This window comes from Croceibacter sp. (genome assembly GCF_002716225.1).
Taxonomy (GTDB): domain Bacteria; phylum Bacteroidota; class Bacteroidia; order Flavobacteriales; family Flavobacteriaceae; genus Croceibacter; species Croceibacter atlanticus.
Window position 1 is genome coordinate 22,089 of sequence record NZ_PAZX01000013.1, and the last position, 25,209, is coordinate 47,297.

Annotated in this window: 23 protein-coding genes; 11 read left to right on the forward strand and 12 right to left on the reverse strand. The window is 33.0% G+C overall.

Annotation, left to right across the window (positions count from 1 at the left end):
- Positions 1–17 precede the first annotated feature (17 nt).
- Positions 18–1,265: a peptidase T gene (pepT, locus tag CL818_RS09870; protein ID WP_013187433.1), complete on the forward strand. Its 1,248-nt coding sequence runs from the start codon at positions 18–20 to the stop codon at positions 1,263–1,265.
- Between the two features lie 9 nt (positions 1,266–1,274).
- A complete protein-coding gene (locus tag CL818_RS09875) occupies positions 1,275–1,883 on the forward strand; it encodes a YdeI/OmpD-associated family protein (protein WP_272974337.1) in 609 nt (202 codons plus the stop codon).
- 67 nt (positions 1,884–1,950) lie between these two features.
- On the opposite strand, the gene CL818_RS09880 is transcribed toward CL818_RS09875, so the two are convergent.
- Genes CL818_RS09880 through nadC form a run of 3 tightly spaced genes read right to left on the reverse strand, consistent with a single transcriptional unit; the run spans position 1,951 to position 4,351 of the window.
- Positions 1,951–2,511, reverse strand: a complete 561-nt coding sequence (locus tag CL818_RS09880) for a chalcone isomerase family protein (protein WP_272974338.1) — start codon at positions 2,509–2,511, stop codon at positions 1,951–1,953.
- 58 nt (positions 2,512–2,569) lie between these two features.
- A complete protein-coding gene (locus CL818_RS09885; RefSeq protein WP_013187430.1) occupies positions 2,570–3,493 on the reverse strand; it encodes a YihY/virulence factor BrkB family protein in 924 nt (307 codons plus the stop codon).
- Positions 3,494–4,351, reverse strand: a complete 858-nt coding sequence (gene nadC / locus CL818_RS09890) for a carboxylating nicotinate-nucleotide diphosphorylase (protein WP_272974339.1) — start codon at positions 4,349–4,351, stop codon at positions 3,494–3,496.
- 50 nt (positions 4,352–4,401) lie between these two features.
- On the opposite strand from nadC, the gene CL818_RS09895 reads away from it, so the two are divergent.
- On the forward strand, positions 4,402–4,668 hold the full coding sequence (locus CL818_RS09895) for a hypothetical protein (protein WP_013187428.1): 267 nt from the start codon (positions 4,402–4,404) through the stop codon (positions 4,666–4,668).
- Position 4,669: 1 nt separating this feature from the next.
- A complete protein-coding gene (gene rlmH / locus CL818_RS09900; protein ID WP_272974340.1) occupies positions 4,670–5,143 on the forward strand; it encodes a 23S rRNA (pseudouridine(1915)-N(3))-methyltransferase RlmH in 474 nt (157 codons plus the stop codon).
- 14 nt (positions 5,144–5,157) lie between these two features.
- Here rlmH and CL818_RS09905 read toward each other — a convergent pair whose 3' ends face one another.
- A complete protein-coding gene (locus tag CL818_RS09905) occupies positions 5,158–6,507 on the reverse strand; it encodes an NAD-dependent succinate-semialdehyde dehydrogenase (RefSeq protein ID WP_272974341.1) in 1,350 nt (449 codons plus the stop codon).
- Between the two features lie 156 nt (positions 6,508–6,663).
- Here CL818_RS09905 and CL818_RS09910 point away from each other — a divergent pair, with 156 nt between their 5' ends.
- Positions 6,664–7,071, forward strand: a complete 408-nt coding sequence (locus CL818_RS09910; RefSeq protein ID WP_272974342.1) for a glyoxalase — start codon at positions 6,664–6,666, stop codon at positions 7,069–7,071.
- A gap of 74 nt (positions 7,072–7,145) precedes the next feature.
- On the forward strand, positions 7,146–8,420 hold the full coding sequence (locus tag CL818_RS09915; protein ID WP_013187424.1) for an OmpA family protein: 1,275 nt from the start codon (positions 7,146–7,148) through the stop codon (positions 8,418–8,420).
- 544 nt (positions 8,421–8,964) lie between these two features.
- Here CL818_RS09915 and CL818_RS09920 read toward each other — a convergent pair.
- The 3 genes from CL818_RS09920 to CL818_RS09930 form a co-directional block, all read right to left on the reverse strand.
- The gene (locus CL818_RS09920) at positions 8,965–10,026 is read right to left on the reverse strand and encodes a T9SS type A sorting domain-containing protein (protein ID WP_272974343.1); all 1,062 of its coding nucleotides are present in this window, start codon (positions 10,024–10,026) and stop codon (positions 8,965–8,967) included.
- A 389-nt stretch (positions 10,027–10,415) separates the two neighbouring features.
- The gene (locus CL818_RS09925; protein WP_272974344.1) at positions 10,416–11,360 is read right to left on the reverse strand and encodes a phosphoribosylaminoimidazolesuccinocarboxamide synthase; all 945 of its coding nucleotides are present in this window, start codon (positions 11,358–11,360) and stop codon (positions 10,416–10,418) included.
- 49 nt (positions 11,361–11,409) lie between these two features.
- Positions 11,410–12,363, reverse strand: coding sequence for a PhoH family protein (locus CL818_RS09930; RefSeq protein WP_013187421.1), 954 nt, complete (start codon positions 12,361–12,363; stop codon positions 11,410–11,412).
- Between the two features lie 128 nt (positions 12,364–12,491).
- Here CL818_RS09930 and CL818_RS09935 point away from each other — a divergent pair, with 128 nt between their 5' ends.
- The 5 genes from CL818_RS09935 (at position 12,492) to CL818_RS09955 (ending at position 17,339) form a co-directional block, all read left to right on the forward strand.
- Positions 12,492–13,325, forward strand: coding sequence for an SAM hydrolase/SAM-dependent halogenase family protein (locus CL818_RS09935; protein WP_013187420.1), 834 nt, complete (start codon positions 12,492–12,494; stop codon positions 13,323–13,325).
- A 4-nt stretch (positions 13,326–13,329) separates the two neighbouring features.
- The gene (locus CL818_RS09940; protein ID WP_272974345.1) at positions 13,330–13,626 is read left to right on the forward strand and encodes a putative quinol monooxygenase; all 297 of its coding nucleotides are present in this window, start codon (positions 13,330–13,332) and stop codon (positions 13,624–13,626) included.
- Positions 13,627–13,629: 3 nt separating this feature from the next.
- Positions 13,630–14,358 carry a gliding motility-associated ABC transporter permease subunit GldF gene (gldF, locus tag CL818_RS09945; RefSeq protein WP_272974346.1) on the forward strand — a complete coding sequence of 243 codons (729 nt, stop codon included), beginning with the start codon at positions 13,630–13,632 and terminating at the stop codon, positions 14,356–14,358.
- Between the two features lies 1 nt (position 14,359).
- Positions 14,360–16,033 (forward strand): gliding motility-associated ABC transporter substrate-binding protein GldG, encoded by a 1,674-nt coding sequence (gldG, locus tag CL818_RS09950; RefSeq protein WP_272974347.1) that lies wholly within the window; start codon positions 14,360–14,362, stop codon positions 16,031–16,033.
- A gap of 76 nt (positions 16,034–16,109) precedes the next feature.
- Positions 16,110–17,339, forward strand: a complete 1,230-nt coding sequence (locus CL818_RS09955) for a TlpA disulfide reductase family protein (protein WP_272974348.1) — start codon at positions 16,110–16,112, stop codon at positions 17,337–17,339.
- Positions 17,340–17,349: 10 nt separating this feature from the next.
- Here the strand turns inward: CL818_RS09955 and CL818_RS09960 are convergent, their stop codons facing one another.
- From CL818_RS09960 to ettA, 5 genes are all read right to left on the reverse strand, one after another.
- Complete coding sequence (locus CL818_RS09960) at positions 17,350–19,308, reverse strand: AAA family ATPase (protein ID WP_013187415.1); 1,959 nt, start codon at positions 19,306–19,308, stop codon at positions 17,350–17,352.
- Between the two features lie 94 nt (positions 19,309–19,402).
- The gene (locus CL818_RS09965; RefSeq protein WP_219359606.1) at positions 19,403–20,470 is read right to left on the reverse strand and encodes a hypothetical protein; all 1,068 of its coding nucleotides are present in this window, start codon (positions 20,468–20,470) and stop codon (positions 19,403–19,405) included.
- Between the two features lie 112 nt (positions 20,471–20,582).
- On the reverse strand, positions 20,583–21,926 hold the full coding sequence (locus CL818_RS09970; RefSeq protein ID WP_272974349.1) for a coiled-coil domain-containing protein: 1,344 nt from the start codon (positions 21,924–21,926) through the stop codon (positions 20,583–20,585).
- Between the two features lie 517 nt (positions 21,927–22,443).
- Complete coding sequence (locus CL818_RS09975) at positions 22,444–23,325, reverse strand: DUF8428 domain-containing protein (RefSeq protein WP_013187411.1); 882 nt, start codon at positions 23,323–23,325, stop codon at positions 22,444–22,446.
- A gap of 189 nt (positions 23,326–23,514) precedes the next feature.
- Positions 23,515–25,209, reverse strand: a complete 1,695-nt coding sequence (gene ettA / locus CL818_RS09980) for an energy-dependent translational throttle protein EttA (RefSeq protein WP_013187410.1) — start codon at positions 25,207–25,209, stop codon at positions 23,515–23,517.

Consider the following 25,209-nt stretch of genomic DNA (forward strand, 5'->3'; position numbering starts at 1 on the left):
GTAAAACAAAAAAAGCAATGATGCCCATAGATAAAGAAAAGTTAATTAAACGCTTTGTAAGCTATGTAACTATAGATACTGAGAGCGATCCAGAAAGCAACACTACACCAAGTACAGAAAAACAATGGGTCTTAGCTCATAAACTTGTTGAAGAGCTTAAAGAAATGGGTATGTCTAATGTTACAATTGATGATAATGCCTATATCATGGCTACCTTACCGAGCAATGTAGATTATGATGTTCCTGCTATTGGTTTTATTTCTCATTTTGATACAACTCCAGACTTTACGGGTAAAGATGTTAAGCCTCAAATTATTGAAAATTATGATGGTAAAGACATTATCTTAAATGCTGAAGAAGATATTGTATTGTCTCCAGCATATTTTGAAGATTTACTGCAATACAAAGGTCAAACCATTATAACAACAGATGGCACAACACTCTTAGGTGCAGATGACAAAGCCGGAATTACAGAAATAATGGAAGCTATGAAGTACCTCTTAGCTCACCCAGAAATTGAACACGGCGATATAAAAGTAGGGTTTACACCAGATGAAGAAATAGGAAGAGGTGCACATAAATTTGATGTCGAGAAATTTGGAGCAGAATGGGCTTATACAATGGATGGCAGCCAGATAGGAGAACTTGAATATGAAAACTTTAATGCTGCTGGCGCAGTAGTAACTATTAAAGGAAAAATTGTACATCCTGGTTATGCCAAAGGGAAAATGGTAAACTCAATGTATATAGCACAAGACTATATTAACTCACTACCAAGATTAGAAACTCCTGAGCATACCTCAGACAGAGAAGGTTTTTTCCACTTATATCAAATGAATGGCAAAGTTGAAGAAACAAAACTTCAATATATTATAAGAGATCACGATAAAGAACATTTTGAAGCTCGAAAAGCTATTATGCAACAAGTTGCTAATGATCTTAATGAACAATTAGAACAAATTGCAATTACTGTTGATGTTAAAGATCAATATTTTAATATGAGAGAACATATAGAACCTGTAATGCATATTGTAGATATTGCTAAAGAAGCTATGGAAACGCTAGGCATACAACCACTTATCAAACCAATTCGTGGTGGTACAGATGGTTCTCAATTAAGTTTTATGGGATTACCTTGCCCTAATATTTTTGCTGGCGGACATAATTTTCACGGACGCTATGAATATGTACCTGTTGAGAGTATGATGAAAGCTGTACAGGTTATTGTTACTGTTGCAGAACTAACTGCTAAACGATATATTTAAATACTCACTATGGACTCTAAGCAAGATAAGATTGAAGCATTTTTCAAAAAAGACTCTCCATTTAAATCACAGCTACAACAGCTAAGAACGCTACTAAACGACACAGAGTTTACTGAAACTCTTAAATGGGGAATTCCTACTTATACTATAAATGGTAAAAATGTGGCAGGCATTGGAGCTTTTAAAAACCATTATGGCATTTGGTTTTTTCAAGGTGCGTTTTTAAAAGATGAAAAAGGATTGTTGAGAAATGCCCAAGAAGGAAAAACTAAAGGGATGCGACAATTAAATTTCACAAAAGATGATGTATTGCCATTAGAAGATATAAAGTCTTATATTTTAGAAGCTATACAAAACCAAAAAGATGGGAAGGAAATTAAAATTGCAAAAGCCCCTAAAGCTAAAGATATTGTCTTGCCTGAAGAATTGTTAGCTGCGTTTAAAAGCGATAAAGATTTTCAAACTGCGTTTAAAACTTTAACATCTGGAAGACAGAAAGAATATGCACAACATATAGCAAGTGCAAAACAAGAAAAAACTAGGGTTAATAGATTAGAAAAAGCTAAACCACTTATTTTAGATGGCAAAGGCTTACACGATAAATATAAGAACTGCTAATTTTAAATTTTAGACCACAAAAAAAGCCTTCTATTAAAGAAGGCTTTTTCATTTAATTGTTAGAAACTTACAGTCCTAGCATATTTTCTTTAAGGTCATCATCTGCTGGTTTTTTTCCTAACCATATTCCAAATAATGCTTTTTTAAATTCCATACCTTTAATAGTACCTAATTCCTTACCATCTTTAAAAGCTACAACTCCAACTCCTGGTTGGTAAGTAATGTCAAATACATTGTTTTTCACAATCTCCTCAGAGAAAAATCCAGTGAATTTTTTAATGTCTGCTGCAATAGCACTTGTATTACCATTAGTTGAAGCATCAAAACCATCATTTACAGCACTTATCATTTTATCACTAGTAATAAGTTTAGATGTAATGTGTAGTTTTATAGCCATTGGTCTATCTGCATTAATAATGTTGCTAGCATTAGATGCTATTTCTGTAAGGTAAAGACCTCCAGAATAAAGATCAAACCACATTTTTTCTCGTATTCCTGCACCATTAAGTTGCAGACTAGCATCTCCTACTTTCATTGTATTAGGAAGTGTTACATCTCCTACTTTAGTTTGAGCTTGGCTTGGTGCAATCATTAAGAAAGCAATCAGGGTAAAAAGTAAAATTCTCATATTTCTAGTTTTTGTTTATAGCGGTTAAATTAATAAATTTTTATTATGTACGCATAATTTATGCGAAATTCTGTTTTAATCTGTAAATAGATGCATTCAATTCAAAACCTAAAAGGATAATGTTTGAATTAATCCAAATGTATACCATTAGTATTAATAGTGTTCCTATAGATCCATAGAGTTCATTATAATTGCTGAAATTTTCAATATAAATTCCAAATAAATATGTGGTTAACATAATTAGCAATGTTGTAAATAAAGCTCCTGCAGACCAAAAAGAAGTATGTTTTCCTTCTCTTGTTCCTGTATAATACAGTAATGCAGTAATTACATATACAATTATTACAAATACACCATATCTTGCAATTTGCAACCAGAAAACATCATCATTAAAAATACCCATACTGGTTAAGCCATCTATAATATACGATATGTAAACTGTTGCTATAACTGTAGTTAGCAACAACAATGCCAATATTATTGAAACACCTACAGCAACCATATACTGTCTTATTATAGATCTATTTATTGAAGTGTGAAATGAATACTCAAAACCCGTAAATACAGCATTTACACCGTTTGCCATTAAAAATATAGATAGCACGAATGTAAAAGACAGTAAACCACCACGTTGGTTACTTGCTATATCTGCAAAAATACCATTAAAGAACTCGGTTGTCGTTGGAGGCAAAAGAGCATCCATAAATGTGAGAAACTCTAACTGAAAATCATCAATAAAAGTTATAAAGGGTATAAGGTTAAGCATAAAAAGTAAGAACGGAAATACAGCCATAAAGAAACTAAAGGCTATTGCACTTGCTCTTGTTGAAAAAGTTCCCTTTATAATTCCTACAGAATACATTTCCCATAGGTCGTATAAAGACAGACCTTGCATACCTGGTAAGATGATTTTCTTCCCTGAAGCTACAAACCAGCTAACTATAGGGATTTTTTTTAACTCATCTTCTACAGGTTTACTCATTTAAACGGCTTTAAGACTAAGATCCATATTATAAACTGAATGTGTAAGTGCGCCACTTGAAATAAAGTCTACACCACATTCGGCGTACTTTCTTGCTGTATCTAGAGTAATGCCACCACTACTTTCTGTTAAGCACTTATCGCCTATTAACGTTACAGCGGTTTTTGTGTCTTCGTAATTAAAGTTATCTATTAATATCCTGTAGACACCATCAGATTTTAATATGGTTTTTATTTCATCTAAATCTCGAGCTTCAACAATGATTTTAAGATCTAAGTTGTTTTCTTTTAAGTATGATTTTGTTTTATCTATGGCTTTAGTGATTCCGCCTGCAAAATCTATATGATTATCTTTTAACATTACCATATCATAAAGTGCGAACCTATGGTTGGTACCACCACCTATTTTTACTGCCCATTTTTCAAGAGCTCTAATTCCTGGTGTTGTTTTACGAGTATCTAGAATTTGAGTTTTTGTACCTTCTAATAATTTTACAAACGTATTTGTTTTGGTTGCAATAGCACTCATACGCTGCATTGCATTTAGCAAAAGACGTTCTGCTTTTAAAATAGATTGTGATGCGCCTTCTACATAAAAGGCAATGTCACCATAGTTAACAGGATCTCCATCCTTAATAAGCTGCTCTATTTTAATTTGAGGATCTACATACGAAAATACTTGTTTTGCAAACTCGATTCCTGCAATAATGCCGTCGTCTTTTACAAGTAATTTTGCCTTTCCTTGTGCCTCTGAAGGTATGCAAGCCAAAGAACTGTGGTCTCCATTTCCTACATCTTCACGAATTGCATTTTTTATAATTTGGTCTATCTCGAACTGAAATTGTTCTTCTGAAATCATTTCTCTGGTTTTAATGGCAAATTATACTTTTTATAAGTTAATTTGAAATTATGAAATTGAAAGTTTTACTTTTATTATCTATTGTTTTCTTTTCCCTTCAATTAAGAACTCAAAACACCAATCCTAATGATACTTTCTATCTAGATGTTTATAAACAGGAGATAGATAAGACAAGGTATTCTGAGTTAAAGCTTACAGGTATGTTTAAAAATATATCATTTAACATCGAAGGTGATACTCACTATAAAATTACTGATAAATATAGCTTTGGAAAAATTTCAAGAGAAAATACCAATTACTTAATTAATTGTTTTTAAAATGAACATACAATTATATGCCATTGGCAAAACAGACCAAAAATTAATTGAAGAGCTCACAGATATATATACTAAACGTGTAAGCCACTATATAAATTTTGACTTTACAATTATCCCAGATATAAAGAATACTAAAAACCTTTCTATAGAACAACAGAAGAACGAGGAAGGCAAACTAATTATGAAACAGTTAGAAACTTCAGATTTTGTTATTCTTCTTGATGAAAATGGTAAAGAGTTTAGTTCTGTTAACTTCTCTGCTTATCTTCAAAAACGAATGAACACAGGTTTAAAACGTCTGGTTTTTATAATTGGCGGTCCTTATGGATTTTCCACGGAGGTTTATAGCAGAGCAAATAGTAAACTTTCACTTTCAAAAATGACATTTTCACATCAAATGATTCGTGTGTTTTTTATTGAACAGTTATACCGTGCATTTACAATTTTAAGGAATGAACCTTATCACCATCAATAGTAAATTACCTATAGCTACTTAATGTAAACTGTCTTTTTATTTACAAACTCTTTAATACCATCTTCAGACAACTCCCTACCATAACCTGAAATTTTTGTTCCACCAAATGGTAGTCGCGGATCACTTTTTACCAGCTCATTTACAAATACAGCACCATCTTCAAACAACGGAATTAGTTTTTCAATTTTAGAATCGTTTTCAGTAAATATCGAAACTCCTAATCCAAAATCAGATTGATTTACTAAATCAACTGCCTCTTCATTTGTATTAAATGTAGTCACAGATAAAACAGGTCCAAATGTTTCTTCTTTAAAAATTGACATTTCTGGTGTTACATTAGTAACTATAGTTGGCTCAAAGTAAGCATTGGTTCGCTTTCCTCCTATTAAAATTTTAGCGCCTTCTTTAACCGAAGCTTTTAATTGCTCTTCCAATTCTTCAGCTAAATCTTCTCTGGCCATTGTTCCTATATAGGTATCTTCCTCTAAAGGATTCCCGCTTTTTAAAGCAATTACTTCTTTTTTCAATTTATCAAGAAACTCTTCTTCAATAGATTTATGTAATAACAATCGTTTTCCTGCTATACAACTTTGCCCTGTATTTTGAAATCTTGCTTGTACACATGTTGCTACAGTATTATCTATTTCTGCATCTTTAAAAACAACCAGTGCATTACTACCACCAAGTTCAAGTACAGACTTTTTAATTTCTTCACCTGCCACACTTGCAACCATACTACCAGCAGGTTTACTACCTGTTAAGGTAACCGCTTTAATATGTTTATGCCTTATAATAGCTTCAACCTTGCTTGAATTTATTGGTAAATTCTGAAAACAATGCTTAGGGAAGCCAGCATTTATAAACACAGCTTCTATAAGTTCTGCGCAGCCCATAACATTACTTGCATGCTTTAAAACGCCAACATTTCCAGCCATTAATGCAGGAACAATGAACCTAAATACTTGCCAGAAAGGATAATTCCATGGCATAACCGCCAAGACAACACCAATAGGTTCGTAGTTTACATAGCTTTTTGCAGCATCTGTCTTAATTATCTTAGTGGTTAAATGTTGCTCTGCAGTATCTGCATAATATTCGCATAACCAAGCACATTTATCAATTTCTGCTTTAGCTTGAGTAATTGGCTTACCCATTTCAAGGGTCATTGTTTTAGCGTATTTATCTTTTTGTTCTCTTAATCCTTTAGCTACAGAACGCATTAAGTTAGAACGCTCACTAAATGAGGTTTTCTTCCAAGAAAAAAAAGCTTCGTGTGCTTTAGTTATTGAAGCACTTACTTGAGATGGCGTAAACTGCGTAAATGTTTGTATGGTTTCTCCTGTATAAGGATTTATAGATTTCATATACTGTTTTTTATAAAATTACAAAATGCTTATGGCTCTCCTACACCTATTAGTAGTAGTTTAACGCAAAGTGTTTATAACACGTTAAAAACTAAAGTGACTACTTACAAGATTGTATTTAAAGTATCGTTAATTTTAATAGAAAATGATCTTATTATGAATGATAGAGACAGAGAAATTAAAGCAATGCGTCCTAAAATTGTAACTGCAACAGTTACTGCAAGCACAAGTTCTGGAGAGAAATTTCAAAACGAAACCATTAGGCCTATACTTAAATTACAGAATGATTTATTAATTGAAGTCTTTAGAAATTATATAAGAAAACACAAAAACCTGTTTTACAAGTTAAATGCAGAAAAGCGGTTTGCATATATAGAAAATGCAATTCAGAAAGATATAAAATTTAGGAATAGCCTGAAAGGAATTCTAATAGGACAGTTTACTAAATTAGAATATTTAACCTATATAAATGATTCATCTGCTCTTAACAAACGTATGATGAATCTTACAACAGAACGCTTACAGTCTCAAATACAGCTGTTTGAAACACTAGAAGTTGCCTAATTATTTTAATTTTTTTTAACACATAGTCCTTTGATTAACATTATCTTTGCCCATGTTAAACAAAAACAACCGCAATGAAGAAAATTTTATTAATTGGATTATTATTACTTACAGGCACAATAGTGGCTCAAGAGGCAGACTACAATAAATGGTCTATCGAGTTACAAGGTGGTGCTAGTAAAGCAACAAGACCTTTCACTCCTGGATACGTAGCAGATGAGGCTACTTTTTTCCAAGGTTCTGTAGGTGCACGATATATGTTCAACAATAAATTTGGTGTAAAGCTAGATTTTGGTTACAACAATATCGAAAACGACAATGATAGCAACTTAGAATTTAAGAACAACTATTACAGAGGTTCTATTCAAGGTGTAGCTAATTTAGGTACTATTTTAGACTTTAACACATTTACAGATTGGTTTACAATCTTAGGACATGGTGGTTTCGGATATTCTTCTGCTAAAGCTGATGATATTAACTTTGGTGCAGATGAAGACGATGCTATGTTTCACGCAATTCTTGGTGTAACACCTCAATTTAAATTAAGCGAGCGTGTAACTTTCACTACAGACCTTTCTATTATTGGTCACGTAGGGCAAGATGTTACTTGGGATGGACAATCTTCTGTAAGATCTATTGCTGGTGATAATGCTGCAAGAGGTTTTAACAGTATGCTTGTAAATGTATCTGCTGGTATCTCTATTAACTTAGGAAGTGCTTCTACTCACGCAGACTGGTATTACGAAGCTGATGCTTTAGAAGAAGAAATGGATTCTCTTAGAATGCGTATTGCTAAGATAGAGAATGATATGATAGATGACGATAAAGATGGTGTGCCAAACTACTTAGACCAAGATAACAGAACTGAGTCTGGTGTAGCTGTTAACACTCGTGGTCAAGCTATCGACTTAAACAAAAATGGTATTCCAGATGAAATGGAATCTGCTTTAGATGCTAGATACTTAAAAACTGGATCTGAAACTACAGTTAATGGTGATGACGTAATTGCTGAACTAATTGATAAAGGTTACGTAAACGTATACTTTAAGTTTAACAGCGAAGAGCCTTCTGTTTACTCACTTGAAGCTATTAACTACTTAGTAAAGTATATGAATGCTAATACAGATGCTAACGCTACTTTAGTAGGTTATGCTGATGAAATTGGTAACGAAGCTTACAACCAAAAATTATCTGAGCAACGTGCACAGAAAATTAATGACATCTTAGTTGCTTCTGGAGTATCTGCAAGCAGACTAACTGTTAAAGGTGGTGGCGAAGACAACTCTGTAGACAAGTCTTCTAAATACGCAAGACAATTAATGAGACGTGTGACTTTCAAATTGAACTAATCACACCTACTCTTTTATAAATATTAAAAAGGCTTCAGTTAATTCTGAAGCCTTTTTTTTATACACTATACTTTAGTCTTTAAGACTACCATATTAGCTAATAGTATTCTATCGCTACAGGGTTGTTTCTGAAGCTTAAGAAGTATCTATCTATAAGTATTAACTCATCTTGTCAAGGGTTTATGTATAAGAGTACAATTCAACAGGTATAGCTATACCCGAATAATTGAGAGCTACTTAATTTTAAGCATTCTTAGACCTAGTTTTTAAGATATTGTCACTCAGTATTATTATGAAATAAAACTATAGAATCTGCAGAACATCTCTATTAAGGCCTTAACCTTGTATCTTTTTTAAGCTTGTTTAGCTTGTCATAGATAACAAACTCACTTTATAACTAAAGAGCCTTTAAACCTTAGTAAACAAAGAATTTTAAAGTATCTTTTATATAGTTAACACGTTGTAGATACACGAAAGTTTAAGGCATAAAAAAAAGCTTCAGAATTAACTGAAGCTTTTTTAATATTCTAATAAGGTTAAATCATTATTTAACTACCATCTTTCTTGTTGAAATTAATTTTCCATCTACGTATAAAGTATATAAGTAGATTCCAGCAGACAAATCTGATGCGTTTACATCTAATTCAGAATATCCTCGTTGAGTAAGATCTATTGAAGAAACTGTTTTCCCACTAGTATTTGAAAATTTAACTACTGCAGACTTAGCTTGTTCTGGCACAAAAAGCTTGATAGAACTTGTAGCCTGAAAAGGATTAGGTATATTTTGGTAAAGTTTTGCAGAGTTTTCTGTAGTCACCTTAGCGTCTACATCTTGAGTTTGAGTTTGTGTTCCTCTAGCATTAAGACCGCCATTAGCTTCAATTGTTTGTGGCTTACTTTGCCCAGTTGTTTTAATAGTCTGACAAGAACAAGCTTCTAATGCTGTTACACGTTCAGTTAAAGCTTCAACTTGTAAAAGTAAAGCTTTAATAGCTAATTTATGTTCTTCAAAAACTGGCGCCATATCAATATCGATATCATTACCATTAGAAATACTTAGTCTTAAGTTGTTTGCACTTGTTGTAGCAGAAATTGTTTGCTCGTCTGTATTATCCATATAGCTAGAAAAATCTACAGAGCCACCATCTTCTAGTAATAACATATGGCCAAACTTTAAAAGGTATTGGTTATCTGTATTATCTCTAAGGTCAGATAAATCAACAGGATCAGCATTGTCTATCAATAGCATATCACCATCTCTGTGAGCATTTTGAGCATACTCTGAAAAATCTACAGAACCACCATCTTCTAATAATAAGGTGTGTCCAAATTTTAATAGGTATTGATTGTCTGTGTTATCACGTAGGTCAGATAAATCAACTGGGTTTGCATTATCTAGATAAAGTATATCTCCATCTCTAGTAATATTTTGATTATCGCTATTATCTAAATAAGTAGATAAACTTGCTTGTGGCAAACCTTGAAAATAAATCATGTGATCTTCACTTAAGGTGATTATTGGATCAACTTGAGCAGAAAGATTGGAAGAAGAAAGTAAAGTTGCTGCGAAAAGCGCTGCAGTCGTAATTTGTAATGTTGTTTTCATAATAAGAGGATTTAAATTTTTAATACAAATACAATTTACGACCGTATTGCACCTCTTCCAGAATTTTAACAACGCTGAAATGTATTTAAGAATATATTAACAAGAATTATTGTACACGCATAATAAAAATTATGGTTAAACCATAACTAAGTATTATTTGAATAATTATTAAATGCTGAAATTACATAGCTTCAAATAAAAAATTAAGATTTTATTAAGAATAATCAATATTTAAAACATCACCTATGTTAATCTTTTTAACATAATTACGTATTTTATTAAAAAAATCTTAAAATGGTATTTTATTTAACAAAATGAAGACTGTTAATGCTTGTGCAGAAGTGAAATATTTTGTTAAAAAAGTCTAAAAACGAAGAAATCAATTAATTTTATTTCAAGTACTCTGTTAAATTATTCGATATTCTTGAAGTAATATTAGAAATATCTGATTTTATAAAAGCCTCACCTGTAATGTTTTCGTAAAGCTCAATATAACGATCTGAGACAGATTTAATATATGCATCACTCATTTCAGGAATAGTTTGTCCTTCAAAACCTTGAAAATCATTAGCAATTAACCATTGCCTAACAAACTCCTTAGATAACTGTTTCTGGGCTTCACCAGCGTTTTGACGATCTGCATACCCTTCTTTATAAAAATATCTAGAAGAATCTGGTGTATGAATTTCATCAATGAGTAGGATTTTTCCGTCTAAAGTTTTCCCAAATTCATATTTAGTATCTACAAGTATTAATCCGCGCTTATCTGCAAGTTCGCTGCCGCGTTTAAAAAGCTTTTTAGTATAGTCTTCTAATACCGTATAATCTTCTTTAGAAACAATGCCACGTTTAAGAATATCTTCTTTCGAGATATCTTCATCATGATCACCTTTCTCTGCTTTAGTTGCAGGAGTTATTATAGGTTCTGGAAATTTATCATTCTCTTTCATACCATCTGGCATAGCTACGCCACAAAGCATTCGTTTTCCTGCTTTATATTCTCTTGCTGCGTGCCCAGATAAATATCCTCTTATAACCATTTCTACTTTAAATGGTTCACAAGCTATACCCACAGCAACATTAGGATCTGGTGTTGCTTGTAACCAATTAGGTACTAAATCTTCTGTAGCAGCCATCATCTTTGTGGCTATTTGATTTAGTATTTGTCCTTTATATGGTATTCCTTTTGGCATAACAACATCGAAAGCACTTAACCTGTCTGATGCTACCATAACCAACCTACCATCATTTAATGTATAAACGTCTCTTACCTTTCCTTTATATACATCTGTTTGACCTGGAAACGTAAAATTTGACTCTGTAATCGTATTCATTGTAATGCGTTGATAGGGTTATAAATTGTTGTGATTGTCTTAGGTTATCCTAGCTTTGGTTTTCAATAGCTTTGTAAGCTTCAATAACCTTTTTAACAAGTTTATGGCGTATTACATCTTTGTCATCTAAATACACCATGCCAATTCCTTCTGTATCCTTAAGCACTAAAATAGCTTCTTTAAGGCCACTAATAATTCGTCTAGGTAAATCTATTTGTCCAGGATCTCCTGTTATCATAAATTTTGCGCTTTTACCCATACGGGTTAAAAACATTTTCATTTGTGCATGCGTAGTGTTTTGTGCTTCATCTAAAATAACAAAGGCATTATCTAAAGTACGCCCACGCATAAATGCCATTGGTGCAATTTGGATTACTCCTTTTTCTATATACGTTTCTAGCTTTTCATGAGGTATCATATCTCGCAACGCATCATACAAAGGCTGCATATAAGGATCTAATTTTTCTTTTAAATCTCCAGGAAGAAACCCTAAATTTTCACCAGCTTCAACTGCAGGTCGTGTTAAGATAATACGTTTTACTTCTTTATCTTTTAACGCTTTTACAGCTAATGCTACACCTGTATACGTTTTCCCTGTTCCTGCAGGTCCTATTGCAAAAACCATATCGTTCTTACTCATAAGATCAACCAACTTACGTTGGTTTGCCGTCTGCGCTTTAATAAGTTTTCCGCTAACACCATGCACTAACACATCTCCACTAGTTGCAGAGGTTTCGTAATCAGATTTTTTGTCGCTAGTAAGTACACGTTCTATTACATTTTCATCTAGCTTATTATACTTAGAAAAATGTTCCATTAGCATACTCATGCGTTTATCAAACTCCTCTAAGTGATCTTCATCTCCAAAAGCCTTTAACTTATTGCCTCTTGCAACAAGTTTTAACTTAGGAAAATATTTCTTAAGAAGCTGAATATTTGAATTTTGAGACCCAAAAAATTCTTGTGGGTTAATTTCGGAAAGTTCTATGATAAGTTCGTTCAAAAGCCGGTAGGATTTATTTACAAAGTTGTGTTTAATTGCATAGTTTTGTCTAACAAATTTAATGAAAATATATCCTCATAAAGTGTTTTCATTCTTAATTTCTTAAATCTAAATATTAACCTTTATATATGGCTATAATTACGCTTACTACAGATTTTGGGGAGAAAGACCCTTTTGCTGGTGCAGTTAAGGGTGCTATATATAATGAGATGCCAGATATGCGTATTGTAGATATTACGCATAGTATTTCACCGTTTCACATTCCAGAGGCTGCGTACATTATAAAAAATGCCTACAAAAGTTTTCCTGAAGGTACCATTCATATTATTGGTGTAGATGCAGAGCTAACCCCAGAAAACAAACATCTTGCATTAAAACTAGATGGGCATTTCTTTATTTGTGCAGATAATGGAATTATGAGTTTGCTTACTTCAGAAATTAATCCTGAAAAGATAGTTGAGATTAATATTCACGATGCTATTAAGACAAATTTTCCTGTTCTAGATGTTTTTGTAAGTGTTGCTTGCCACATAGCGCGTGGAGGTACGTTGGAGGTTGTTGGAAAAATTAGTGAAACTATTAAAGAGTTACATTACCTAAAAGCTCAAGCTAATAATGACCTAACACAAATTACAGGACACGTAATATATATAGACAATTATGGTAATGTGGTTACCAATATTAGCAAATCTATTTTCGAGACTATTGGTAAAGGAAGAGCGTTTACCATACACGCGAGAAGTTTAAAGATTTCTAAAATATTTACCAGTTATAGCCAGGCAATTGATTTTACGGTAAATAAAGAACAACGATTTGATGATGAAGGTAAGAAACTTGCCATCTTTAATACATCAGATTTCATAGAGCTGGCAATGTACAGAAGTAACCCTCAAACAAGTGGTGGTGCCTCTAGTCTATTTGGGCTTACCTATTTAGATACTGTTACCGTAACTTTTAAATAATCCTATGTTTGTAAGAATTGTAAAATTGATTATTAAAACTGAAGAGATTTCTTCGTTTAAAACAATGTTTGATGAGAAGAAAGCTTTAATCAGAAATTTTCCAGGATGTCAATTTTTAGAATTATATCAGGATAAAAATAATAAAGAGATTTTTTTCACGTATAGTTATTGGAATCTTGAAGAGGATTTAGAAAATTACAGACACTCAACCCTTTTTAAAGCTGTTTGGGCAGAAACTAAACTGAAATTTAATGGCAAACCAGAAGCTTGGAGTGTCAACAAATTGGTATCATTGTCATAGCTTATGTACGCCATCTTAAAAAAAGACATACAAACCTTTTTCTCAAGTACCATAGGGTATTTGGTCATTGCTGTTTTCCTAATAGTTAATGGATTATTTCTTTGGGTGTTCCAAGGTGACTTTAATGTCTTTAATTATGGGTTCGCTGAGTTGTCTTCTTACTTTAGGTTAGCACCTTGGGTATTACTCTTTCTTATTCCTGCTGTTACTATGAGAAGTATTGCTGAAGAGCGAAAACAAGGTACATTAGAGTTATTACTCACCAAGCCTATTAGCTCTAAGCAACTTATTTTAGGGAAATATTTTGGTGCATTGTCATTAATAGTAATTGCAATACTACCAACACTTGTTTATGTCTGGACCATATATGCATTAGGTAATCCTACAGGTAATTTAGATTTAGGCGTTATCCTTACCTCATATATAGGTATGCTGTTATTAGCATCTACATTTGTAGCTATTGGATTATTTGCTTCAAGCGTAACCCAAAACCAATTAGTGGCATTTATAATTGCCGTTCTAATATGTTTTTTAATGTTTTATGGATTTGATGGGATTTCAAGCCAATTAATTAATGAGTCGTCTTTTAATCTTAGTTTTTTTGGATTACAATACCATTATGATAGTTTAGGAAGAGGTGTCTTAGACACTCGTGATCTTATCTATTTTATAAGTATAACTGTTCTCTTTATAGCCTTAACGCATTTCAATATTAAACGCTATATTAATTAATTTGAAAACGTCTAACTCACATATAAAGCCACTCATATTAGTTGTTGTCATACTTGTTATAATAAACAGTGTTTCAACTTCATTTTTTAACCGATTTGATTTTACAAAAGACAACAGATATACACTTTCTGAAGCTGCTTTAGATATTACCAACAAAGCAGAAGCTCCACTTATAGTAGATGTATTTTTACAAGGAGAATTTCCATCGGAGTTTAAAAGACTTCAAACAGAAACTCGATCTATCCTTGAAGAGTTTAATGCTGAAAACCCTAACATATACTTCAACTTTATAAATCCATTAGAAGGAAATGCCGATGCTGAGGCCATAGCTACACAGTTTTACCAAATGGGAATGACACCAGCAAGAGTGACCGTTAAAGAAAATGGTAAAAATGAGCAACGTATTATTTTTCCGTGGGCAATGGCTAATTATAACGATGAAACTGTAAAAATTCCATTATTAAAAAATAATTTAGGAGCTACCACAGAAGAACGTGTTAACGCTTCTGTGCAACAACTTGAGTATGTGTTTGCAGATGCATTTTCTAAATTACTTACACCAAGAAAGCAAAAAATTGCAATTATGAGAGGTAATGGTGAATTACCAGATCTAAATATTGCAGACTTTATAAAGACTATAAAACCGTATTATCGTGTTGCTCCATTTACTTTAGATAGTGTTGCTAATAATCCAACTGGTACATTAGAGAAGCTAAATGAGTATGATTTAGTGATTGAAGCTAAACCAACTCAAGCTTTTACAGAGCAAGAAAAATATGTTTTGGACCAGTATCTTATGCAAGGTGGTAAAATGCTCTGGCTAACAGAGCAAGTTGCTTTTGAAACTGATAGTCTCTTTAACCCTACTCAAACTTCATTTGCATTACCAAGACCACTTAATTTAGATGACTATTTCTTTAAATATGGCATTAGGATAAATACTGAGTTGGTAAATGATCTGTATAGCGCGCCATTAATTTTAGCAAGTGGACAAGGTGAAGACACACAATTTAACCCATATCCTTGGTTTTACTTTCCGCTACCAACAGCAACAAAAGCACATCCTATAGTTAACAATATTGAAGCTGTAAAATTTGAGTATGCCAACCCAATAGACACATTAAAGAATAGTATAAACAAAACTGTATTACTTACAAGTTCACCCACAACAAAGCTCGATGCTGTACCAAGACAATTATCCTTAAAAGCTTTAGGGCAACAACCAAATTTAGAACTTTATAAAGATGGCGAACAACCTTTAGCTGTATTGTTAGAAGGTTCTTTTACATCTGTGTATGAAAATAGATTAAAACCTTTTAGTTATAAAAACAACATAAACAATAGTGAAGCTACTGCAATGCTCGTCATCTCAGATGGAGATATTATTAAAAACAAAACTAACGGCAATCAACCTTTAGAGTTAGGTTTTGAACGTTATACTGGCGCTGCTTATGGAAACAAAGAATTTCTCTTAAACAGTGTAAATTACTTGCTAGACGATACTGGGTTAATAGATATTAGATCTAAAGAAATATCTATTGCCTTCCTAAATCCAGATAAAATAGCAGATGAAAAACTTAAGTGGCAGCTTATCAATATTTTATTGCCACTTGTCTTATTAGCTATATTTGGAGTTGTATTTATAAGTCTTAGAAAACGTAAATACACCTTATAATTTAGCACTTACATTTCTTTAATTTTATAGAAAGCTATACCTTTCTACTACGACCAACCAACTTAATTTATTAGTTATGAAAGCATTTTTTGCAACCTTATTAGTGTTCACTACGCTACTATCTTGTAAAACAGAAACTACTACTAACACTCAAGAAAGTCTCCCTTTAAAAACAGGAGATTGGCATGCTGTTTTAGATGTACAAGATGGTAAACAGTTACCCTTTACATTTAAGGTTAATGATAATAATACCTTAACGGTTTTTAATGCCGAAGAGGAAATTAATGTTGAAGATATTAATGTAGAAGGCGACACCATTACTATTCAATTTCCTGTATACGAAGGTATCATTAAAGGCACATTCGACTCTACAAATATTTCTGCTAAGTATATTAAACCAAGCTTAAATCGCATTGTAAACTTTACAGCTACATATGGTAAAAAAGATCGGTTTGAAATTGAAGATGAACCAAGTGTAGACATGACAGGCTCATGGGAAACTATTTTTAGTCCAGGCACAGAAGATAGTTATGTCGCAAAAGGTATTTTTAAACAACATGGTAATACCATTACGGGAACTTTTAGAACTACAACTGGAGACTACCGTTACTTAGAAGGTGTTGTATATGGCAACTATTTTGAACTTTCTACTTTTGATGGTGCTCACGCATTTTTATTTAGCGGCCAAGTAGAAGGTGAGCAATTAAAAGGAACTTTTTATTCTGGCAATCATTTTAAGGAACCCTTTGAGGCTATGCGCAATGATGCTTATGAGCTTCCAGATGCAAATTCATTAACTTATATTAAAGATGGTTATGATGGTTTAGAGTTTACTTTTCCAAATCTTAAAGGCGAAAGTATCTCCTTAAATGATGACAATCTTAAAGGAAAAGTAAGAATTATACAAATTATGGGAACTTGGTGCCCTAACTGTTTAGATGAGACAAGATATTATGTAGACTATTATAATGCTAATAAAACAGATGATTTAGAATTTCTAGCTCTTGCTTTTGAGTATGCTCCTACCGAGGAAAAGGCTTTTAAAAGTATTGAAAGGTTAAAAGACAATGCAAATGTCCCTTATCCTATATTATTAGCACAATATGTTAGTGCAGACAAAGCTAAATCTCAAGAAAAGTTACCTATGCTTAACCAAATTCTCTCCTATCCTACTACTATATTTGTAGATAAAAAAGGTGTAGTAAGAAAGATTCACACTGGTTTTGATGGTCCTGCAACTGGAGAAAAGTATGAAGTTTTTAAAAGTGAGTTTGATGCTTTTGTAACAGAATTATTAGCTGAATAACTAAGAAACCTTAGCTCTCAAACTGTTTTCTTGCTGCAACCTCAACATTCATTTGTTTAATACGGCTGTCTACTTTGCGTTTAAAATCTGTATCTGCTATTATGGCCATATTATCTAGATAGCGAATAACTTCTTGCTTTCTTATGTCAGAGAAATTAAGGCCTTTCATATTGGCTTTCATTAACTCCCTAAGCATATCGAGCTTTGTGTTATAGGTTTTCTTAAAATATATTTCAGGATTTTCATACCAGTCTTCGGGCAAATCGAAATCTGTTAACCTTAGCGAAATTGCACTCTGTATATTTCTTACATCTCTAGAAGAGAAAAATGGAAAAACATCTTGTACTTGTTTGTATAACGCTGCATAAAATTGGTGCTCGTTAGCTGTATGAGCAGCTTCAACAGTTTCATAAATTTTCAAGACGCGTTCTTCTGTTGGCTTTTCAATTGTCTCCATAAGTTGAGATAAGTTTGAAACCAATTGTTGATCGGCTAAAAAACTATAGTCTGGATTTTTCATACTTACAAAACCAGGTAATGTGGTTTCAAATTTTTTCCACCACAAATAGTCTTGATCTATAAAGTCGTTCTCAGATTGCGCGCCATCAATTTTAAATCTGCCTTGAATCCTATTTATTACTGCTTTATCTAATTGCTCTGGTAAGTTTGTAAATAAGCCAATAGATGAATTTCCGTAATTCATAGCATATGCACCTTCTGTATACCTTAAAAACACACCTATTACTTCTTTAACACCTGCAGAAACACCTTGTGCTGTACGTTCTTGTAAATTATTCTCAGCATCATCTATAGGTGCAAAGATTAAGCGAGTTGGGTCTTGCAAAGGTTTCATCCACTGTACCATCTTTTCCGCAGAACCACCTTGAAATGTAGATATTAACGTATCTGGCATTGGGTGAAATAAAAATGGAACTTCTAATTGGTCTGTTAACTCTTTTAATCGTGTTGCAATAGCTGCAATTAGCATACTCTTTCCTGTACCAGGAATACCGTAACCCATAAATACTGGCATAAAGCCGCCTAATTCCTGAAACGGGTTCTTCTTTGCTTCTACATCATAACTTAGCAAACGCTCTGTTAGCCGTCTAGAAAAATGTTTGGCGTCTCGGTTACCAACAATTTCTTCAAACTTAATTTTATTAAACTCTACACTCTTTGCTGTATCTAAAAAATTTAGATCCCAACCTGAGATAGAAAATGTTGAATTCTCTAATTTATATGTTCTGTCTGTTATAGTTTCTGTGTGCTCCAACGCATTTTTACGAAGATTAATTTCTCCTATTAATGCTTCAAAGAAAACAACCGTAAAATCTATACTATCACGTTCTTTAGTAATAATATCAGGATGATTTAAGTACTTGTCATAATAAAACAGCACACACGATAGTCCTTTTGTAGGTGTGTTTAAAGACAGTTCTGGTATTCCTGCAAACTTGTTTTTCATCACGTTTACAGTTTCACTTGTGCGTTCTTTTAATGTAGTGACTATGTAACTTGCCAAACTAAATAACATAAATGCCGTAGCGGTTTGCATCTTAGCTTCTAAGTCGTGACGCTGGTTAGGTGTTAAGGTTGCCTTGCGTTCATTTAAATCGCTTAAACCAGAGGCATCATAATAACTATCCTTTGCCCATATACCTATGGCTATAGCTTCTTGTAAAACAAATAGCGTCTCATTTAGTTGTAATGGTAATGCTACTGTATCTGGCAACAACCGTTTTTTAAGAGCTAAAATTGTTTTTGAAACAGAAGTAATGTCTGTGGCAGAAGAACCTCCAGTTGCTTTAGAAAGGTAAAGTAATATGTTTTCCTGCTCTTTGGTTTCCTTTTCCTTGCTTTTTGCTCGATAACCTTGCTCCCATTGTATTCCTTTAATATAGGAAGCCGCTTCTTCTCGCAACGCTTTTAAATCTGCTTCTTTTATTGGGAATGTACTGTTATGTTCCATTTGTTTTAGGTTAAGATAGTTGTCTGGTTCTATGAATAAAAAATTATAAGAAAGCACTTTACGGCACTAAGTACTATTCCCTAAATTCCTTTTTTCAATGTTCTTTTTTCTTTAAATCAATTTCAAGATCGTCTATTAGGAAAGGAGATTTACTTAACCTTGTAATTGTTTCTGGAACGTTATGATATAACATTTGCAATACACGATGTGGTGCAAATAAGTATTTCTCTGTTGGTTGCTTATCCCAATGTTGAAGGGTTTGCTTCATAAAAAAACTACCTTCCTTAAAAGTGCCTTTTGTAGTTAAGTTGTCTATACTTAATGTTAATGCATAAGAAGATAACGGTAAGTCTTTACTTACAATACTCTTAAGTATTTGGTGTGTGAAAATATTTTCGTCTTTTGCAAATACGCTATGAATTGGTCCTAAATCTAATCTCCTTAATAGTTTTGGATATACCTTATATAGTTTTTTGTCTATAAGATATGCCAAGGTATCCAAACTCATAGATCGGTCTGCAGTACTTAACAACACTGTATATAAATCGTCTTTTAGGTCTTCTACGTCTCCAGAATAATCAAAGTACATGAAGTTTAAAAAAGGTCTGTTTAAGCTCACATCATAAAAGCACCAACTCACCATATATTGAGCGTTGTGTGCATTTGCCTTTAATATTTTTCCCTGTATAAATCTTTTGAAAATTTTATGCTCTTCAACATCTGAGTAATATACTATAGATGCTGCTTGAAATAATTGGTGCTCACTAATATGAGTTTTGTCTTTTAAAAGAGTATCTAAAAATTTCTCCTTTAGCTCTTCTACTTTAGGTAGCCTATTAATATGTTCATTTCTTAATGCTAAGTCGTTTATAAGATATCTAAACTCAAGGTAGTTAGGAAAACCAGATTCTGTAACATCAATTTTCATATGATGCTCTTCATCATATTTATATTTAACACGCATCATCTCTAAAGAATACAAGAATAGCTTCATGTATTGCTTAATTAAAACTACTTCTTGGGTATTACATAAGCTATGAGTTTCTAAGCCTTTTAAGACAACATCTATAGCATGTGTTACAATATGATGATAAAAAACATACTGTTCCTTAGTCTCTAAGGTAGCAGAATCTAACGGTGTTACAATTTGATTTAAGGACATGTAATATATTGGAAAACTAGAATAGACAGTAAAAAAAAGTACTCGTATTATTGAAAACACTAAAAATGCAACACTATGCGATTACATTTTTAGTGTTTAAACTTAAAGGGAATTAACTTAAAAGGTCATCTCCAGAAGTGTCTGGTTCACTTGGTTTCTTAGGAGTTTCTGGTGTAGGATTTTGCTTTTTATCATCTGCGTAATATTCTTCAAACAGTTCTTTCATATCTATCCCATATCTGTCTGCAAAATTTTGTCGTATTGTAGCATCCTTTTCTCTTATTTCCTGTAATGCTTCAGCATAACTGCCATACACACCTTTCATAACTTTTTCATGAACAGGAATGTTATCCATCATACTTTGTCTTGCCTTAGCACTTGCTGTATGCATAGATGCCAATGTTTCTCCTATATGCTCATCTGTCTTAACACCTAGGTGTTCTAAGATTGCCGCAAACTCTTGATCTGTACGTGCTTTTAATGCTACAATATAACCATCATAGTATTTTAGACGCTCTTCTGTATCACTCTTTAATTTAGCACGATGCGTTTGTAAGTTACTGCGTAAAGACGTTAAAACTTTAATGGTAAGATTATGTTTATGTACAAAGCTGTCTTTTGAAGCTGCAAGCGTTATATAGGCGTTTCTCAACCCTTCTAACTCTTCTACTTTTTGCTCAATCTGAGTAACTTTTCCTATTGCCTCTGAGTATTGTGTAGATTGCTTGTCAGTAACTTCTTCTAGAGCTTGACGTGCTTGCTTCAACAATGCATATTGCTCTTCTAGCTTTTCTTCTGTTTCTGCTTTTTTCTCAAGTGCTTTTGTATGGTTTTTACTTGCTTCTACAATAGCATCTTGTAACCTGTCTTCTACTTCTTTAATTTCAACTTCCCTATTTTTAAGACGTGTAACTGCTGCTTGAGACTTATAAGATAATTCACCTAAAAGTGTTTGTACATCTGCACTTTCAATACGCTCTTGAAACATTGCTTTAGCTTTATTATCTGCAGCATCTCTAGTTTTCTGAGCTTCTTTAAGTTCTTCTTCTTTCTTTTTAATTCGGCTTTTGCGACCAAATAAATTATTCCACCACGTGTCTTTTACATTTTCTGCATCTTCCAGTTCAATCTTAGCACGTTCTAATGCTTTTTGAGCATCATCTATCACTTTTTGCTCTTCGGCATTTAATGATGAGAATTTCTCGAATATTATTCCTACTTCATCTTGATAGTCTGTAAGATCTTTAATGGCATCTAATAGTGTAGACCTATCTGTCTCTGCCATTTTCACAACATCGTCTAATGTGGCATTTAAGATTTTTTGTCTTGTTTGTGGGTCTTGTTCCTGAGAAAGTCTAGACTTCATCTGGTCTATGGTTTTGCCCCAGTTTACATCTACTTTTTCTTGGCTCTTTTCTGAAGATGCCGTTTCTAATAAATCAAAATCGTCTGCCATGTTGTATTTAAATTGTGTTAAGTCTTAGTGTTGATTAATGAAAAATGTTATAGCAATTTCGTTAAAATAGTTGAGTATTAAAATTTTGAAGGCTTTCATTTTTACAAGTAAATAAAAATTACTGTGAGTATTAAAATGAGAACTATTGTTGTGAATACGACAATCTTTTTCAATCTCATTTTATGCTCCTTTTTTAATCGTCTTCTTATATCGAATAATAATGATTCTGTAACCTCAACTGAATGTAGTTTTTTAACCTTACCTGAATATACTTTATGCGTGGATTGCTTAAAGAATTCCTGAGTACGAGAAGACGTCTTTTGCCTTCTGTCCTGTAACATTTTCATCTGATGTGGACCGTAACTCATTTTTAGGGTTGTTTAATAGATAAGTAATCAAAATCGTTAAAATGTTACAGTTTATTTACAAAATAAGCCTTAAAGACTAGATTTAGCACAAAAAAAATCCCGATGGTTAAACCATCGGGATTTAATAATTTATAGTATTTAAATAGTGTTTAGTCTAACACAAACTCTGTTGTAGATAGTAATTCATTACCATTAAATACATTTACTGTATACTTTCCTTCTAAGAAATCTCCTCTTGTGTTTTTTACATTTTCACAAACATCTAAAGGCTTGTTCTCGTAGTAGAATCTTGAAATTTTACTATATGTTATCTGCTCACCATCAACTGTAACAGTTTGATTGGCACCCATAATAATACCTTTAGGATCTTTTACTTGTACATATAATACTTTGTCTCCAGGTTCTGCTAAACGGTTTGTAGGTATAGTATAACAAGTTCTTATTAAGTCTACTCTACTTGCGTTGTCATTTTCAACTAAACGTCCTGAACGTCTTTCAATAACTGCATTAGATTTTAAACTTACTACAGATAATCTAGCTTCTTTGGCAATTACCGTTTCTAACTCTTCTGCTTTAGTAGCTAAAGAATCTTTTGCTGCATTGGTTTGATCTAACTCTTCCTTAGTTTCTGTAACACGCATAGCTAATAAGCTATTAGTACCTCTTAAAGAATCGTTTTGAGCAAATAAATACTCTAACTGCTTGTTAAGCTTATTAACTTGACCTTGGTAACGACGTAATACAGCAATATCTGCTTTCATTACCTCAACAGAATCTATAAGTATTTTTACACGCTCTCTAGCTTCATTTAAGTCTGAGTTTACAAGGTTGTTTTCTTCAATAACCTCATCATACTGCACAACCATTTCATTAAGGTCTTTAAGTACAATTTCTTTCTCTTTCTCTAATTGAGCTTTAGTCTCTTTTTCCTGGTTGTATAACTTTACAACCATAATACCCGCAACAACTAGCAATACTGCTAATAGTATAGTGAGTACACGCATTCCTGTGTTATTTTTTTCAGTTGTCATAAATTTAATTTTTATAGCTCTACACTAAACGTGGAGCATTTATACGTTGCAATATTATATAGTTAAACGTCTCGAATGTATTGAAATTATGTTATTTAGCTAAGATTTAACGTGTTTATGTAAAAATATGTTAAAATAAAAAGAGCTTAACTACTGGTAGTTAAGCTCTTGTAAAATTTAATCGACGAACTAATCTCTTGTTAGTCGTTTGTATTTGATTCGTTTTGGCATTAAATCGCCTCCTAATCGTTTCTTTTTGTTCTCTTCATAGTCACTAAAACCACCTTCAAAGAAATATACTTGACTATTACCTTCAAAAGCAAGAATATGAGTACAAATTCTATCTAAGAACCAACGGTCGTGAGAAATTACTACTGCACAGCCTGCAAAGTTTTCTAAACCTTCCTCTAATGCTCTAAGTGTATTTACATCTAAATCGTTAGTAGGCTCATCTAACAGTAATACGTTACCTTCTTCTTTAAGCGTCATTGCCAAGTGAAGACGGTTTCGTTCACCACCAGAAAGCTTGCTTACTTTTTTGTTTTGTTCGCTACCACTAAAATTAAATCTGCTTAAGTAAGCTCTAGAGTTAACCTGCTTGCCACCCATCATTACTAATTCTTGGCTATCGCTAAAGTTTTCCCAAATAGATTTATCGTTATCTATATTAGCGTGCTTTTGATCTACATAGGCGATCTTAGCTGTGTCTCCTACCTCAAAATTACCGCTATCTGGACTTTCTTCGCCCATAATCATTTTAAAAATTGTTGTTTTACCAGCACCGTTTGGTCCAATAATACCAACAATACCTGCTTGAGGAAGTTGAAAGTTTAAGTCGTCATATAACAATTTATCACCGTAAGCTTTACTTACGTTTTTAGCTTCGATTACATTTGTTCCTAAACGTGGACCATTTGGAATATAAATTTCCAACTTGTCATCTAACTGTTTTTGGTCTTGAGATAATAGCTTATCATAATTTTTAAGACGTGCCTTTTGTTTAGTCTGGCGTCCTTTTGCACCTTGACGCACCCATTCTAACTCTCGCTCTAAAGTTTTTTGACGTTTAGAGGCTGTTTTGCTTTCTTGAGCCAAACGTTTAGACTTTTGATCTAGCCAAGAAGAGTAGTTACCTTCCCAAGGAATACCTTCACCTCTATCTAATTCTAAAATCCAACCAGCAACGTTATCTAAAAAGTACCTATCGTGAGTTACTGCTATTACCGTTCCTTTATATTGTTGTAAATGGTGCTCTAACCAATGTACAGATTCTGCATCAAGGTGGTTGGTAGGCTCATCTAATAAAAGAACATCTGGCTCTCTAAGCAGTAATCTACATAAAGCAACACGACGGCGTTCTCCACCAGAAAGTACACTTATTTTTTTATCTGCATCTGGCGTACGTAGCGCATCCATAGCTATATTAAGCTTTGTGTCTAGATCCCAAGCATTGCTGGCATCTATCTCGTCTTGCAAAACTGCCTGACGGTTCATAAGCTTTTCCATCTTATCTGGATCTGAGTAAACCTCTTCTAATCCAAATTGATCATTTATTTTATTGTACTCATCTAAAACAGCAACAGTTTCTGCTACACCTTCTTTTACAACTTCCAGTACTGTTTTGTCTTCATCTAATTTTGGTTCTTGCTCTAAGTAACCTACAGAATAATCTTGAGAGAAAACCACATCACCTTGAAAATTCTTATCTACACCTGCAATAATCTTTAATAATGTAGACTTACCAGAACCGTTTAAACCTAGGATACCAATTTTAGCACCATAGAAAAAACTCAAATACATATTCTTAATTACTGGTGTATTAGCACCAGGAAATGTCTTGCTTACACCAGACATTGAAAAAATTACTTTTTTATCGTCGCTCAT

Bases quoted from the DNA above. Each gene is read 5' to 3' on its own strand.
- pepT (WP_013187433.1), top strand. From the start codon at position 18: ATGATGCCCATAGATAAAGAAAAGTTAATTAAACGCTTTGTAAGCTAT.
- CL818_RS09875 (WP_272974337.1), top strand. From the start codon at position 1,275: ATGGACTCTAAGCAAGATAAGATTGAAGCATTTTTCAAAAAAGACTCT.
- CL818_RS09880 (WP_272974338.1), bottom strand. From the start codon at position 2,511: ATGAGAATTTTACTTTTTACCCTGATTGCTTTCTTAATGATTGCACCA.
- CL818_RS09885 (WP_013187430.1), bottom strand. From the start codon at position 3,493: ATGAGTAAACCTGTAGAAGATGAGTTAAAAAAAATCCCTATAGTTAGC.
- nadC (WP_272974339.1), bottom strand. From the start codon at position 4,351: ATGATTTCAGAAGAACAATTTCAGTTCGAGATAGACCAAATTATAAAA.
- CL818_RS09895 (WP_013187428.1), top strand. From the start codon at position 4,402: ATGAAATTGAAAGTTTTACTTTTATTATCTATTGTTTTCTTTTCCCTT.
- rlmH (WP_272974340.1), top strand. From the start codon at position 4,670: ATGAACATACAATTATATGCCATTGGCAAAACAGACCAAAAATTAATT.
- CL818_RS09905 (WP_272974341.1), bottom strand. From the start codon at position 6,507: ATGAAATCTATAAATCCTTATACAGGAGAAACCATACAAACATTTACG.
- CL818_RS09910 (WP_272974342.1), top strand. From the start codon at position 6,664: ATGAATGATAGAGACAGAGAAATTAAAGCAATGCGTCCTAAAATTGTA.
- CL818_RS09915 (WP_013187424.1), top strand. From the start codon at position 7,146: ATGAAGAAAATTTTATTAATTGGATTATTATTACTTACAGGCACAATA.
- CL818_RS09920 (WP_272974343.1), bottom strand. From the start codon at position 10,026: ATGAAAACAACATTACAAATTACGACTGCAGCGCTTTTCGCAGCAACT.
- CL818_RS09925 (WP_272974344.1), bottom strand. From the start codon at position 11,360: ATGAATACGATTACAGAGTCAAATTTTACGTTTCCAGGTCAAACAGAT.
- CL818_RS09935 (WP_013187420.1), top strand. From the start codon at position 12,492: ATGGCTATAATTACGCTTACTACAGATTTTGGGGAGAAAGACCCTTTT.
- CL818_RS09940 (WP_272974345.1), top strand. From the start codon at position 13,330: ATGTTTGTAAGAATTGTAAAATTGATTATTAAAACTGAAGAGATTTCT.
- gldF (WP_272974346.1), top strand. From the start codon at position 13,630: ATGTACGCCATCTTAAAAAAAGACATACAAACCTTTTTCTCAAGTACC.
- CL818_RS09955 (WP_272974348.1), top strand. From the start codon at position 16,110: ATGAAAGCATTTTTTGCAACCTTATTAGTGTTCACTACGCTACTATCT.
- CL818_RS09960 (WP_013187415.1), bottom strand. From the start codon at position 19,308: ATGGAACATAACAGTACATTCCCAATAAAAGAAGCAGATTTAAAAGCG.
- CL818_RS09965 (WP_219359606.1), bottom strand. From the start codon at position 20,470: ATGTCCTTAAATCAAATTGTAACACCGTTAGATTCTGCTACCTTAGAG.
- CL818_RS09970 (WP_272974349.1), bottom strand. From the start codon at position 21,926: ATGGCAGACGATTTTGATTTATTAGAAACGGCATCTTCAGAAAAGAGC.
- CL818_RS09975 (WP_013187411.1), bottom strand. From the start codon at position 23,325: ATGACAACTGAAAAAAATAACACAGGAATGCGTGTACTCACTATACTA.
- ettA (WP_013187410.1), bottom strand. From the start codon at position 25,209: ATGAGCGACGATAAAAAAGTAATTTTTTCAATGTCTGGTGTAAGCAAG.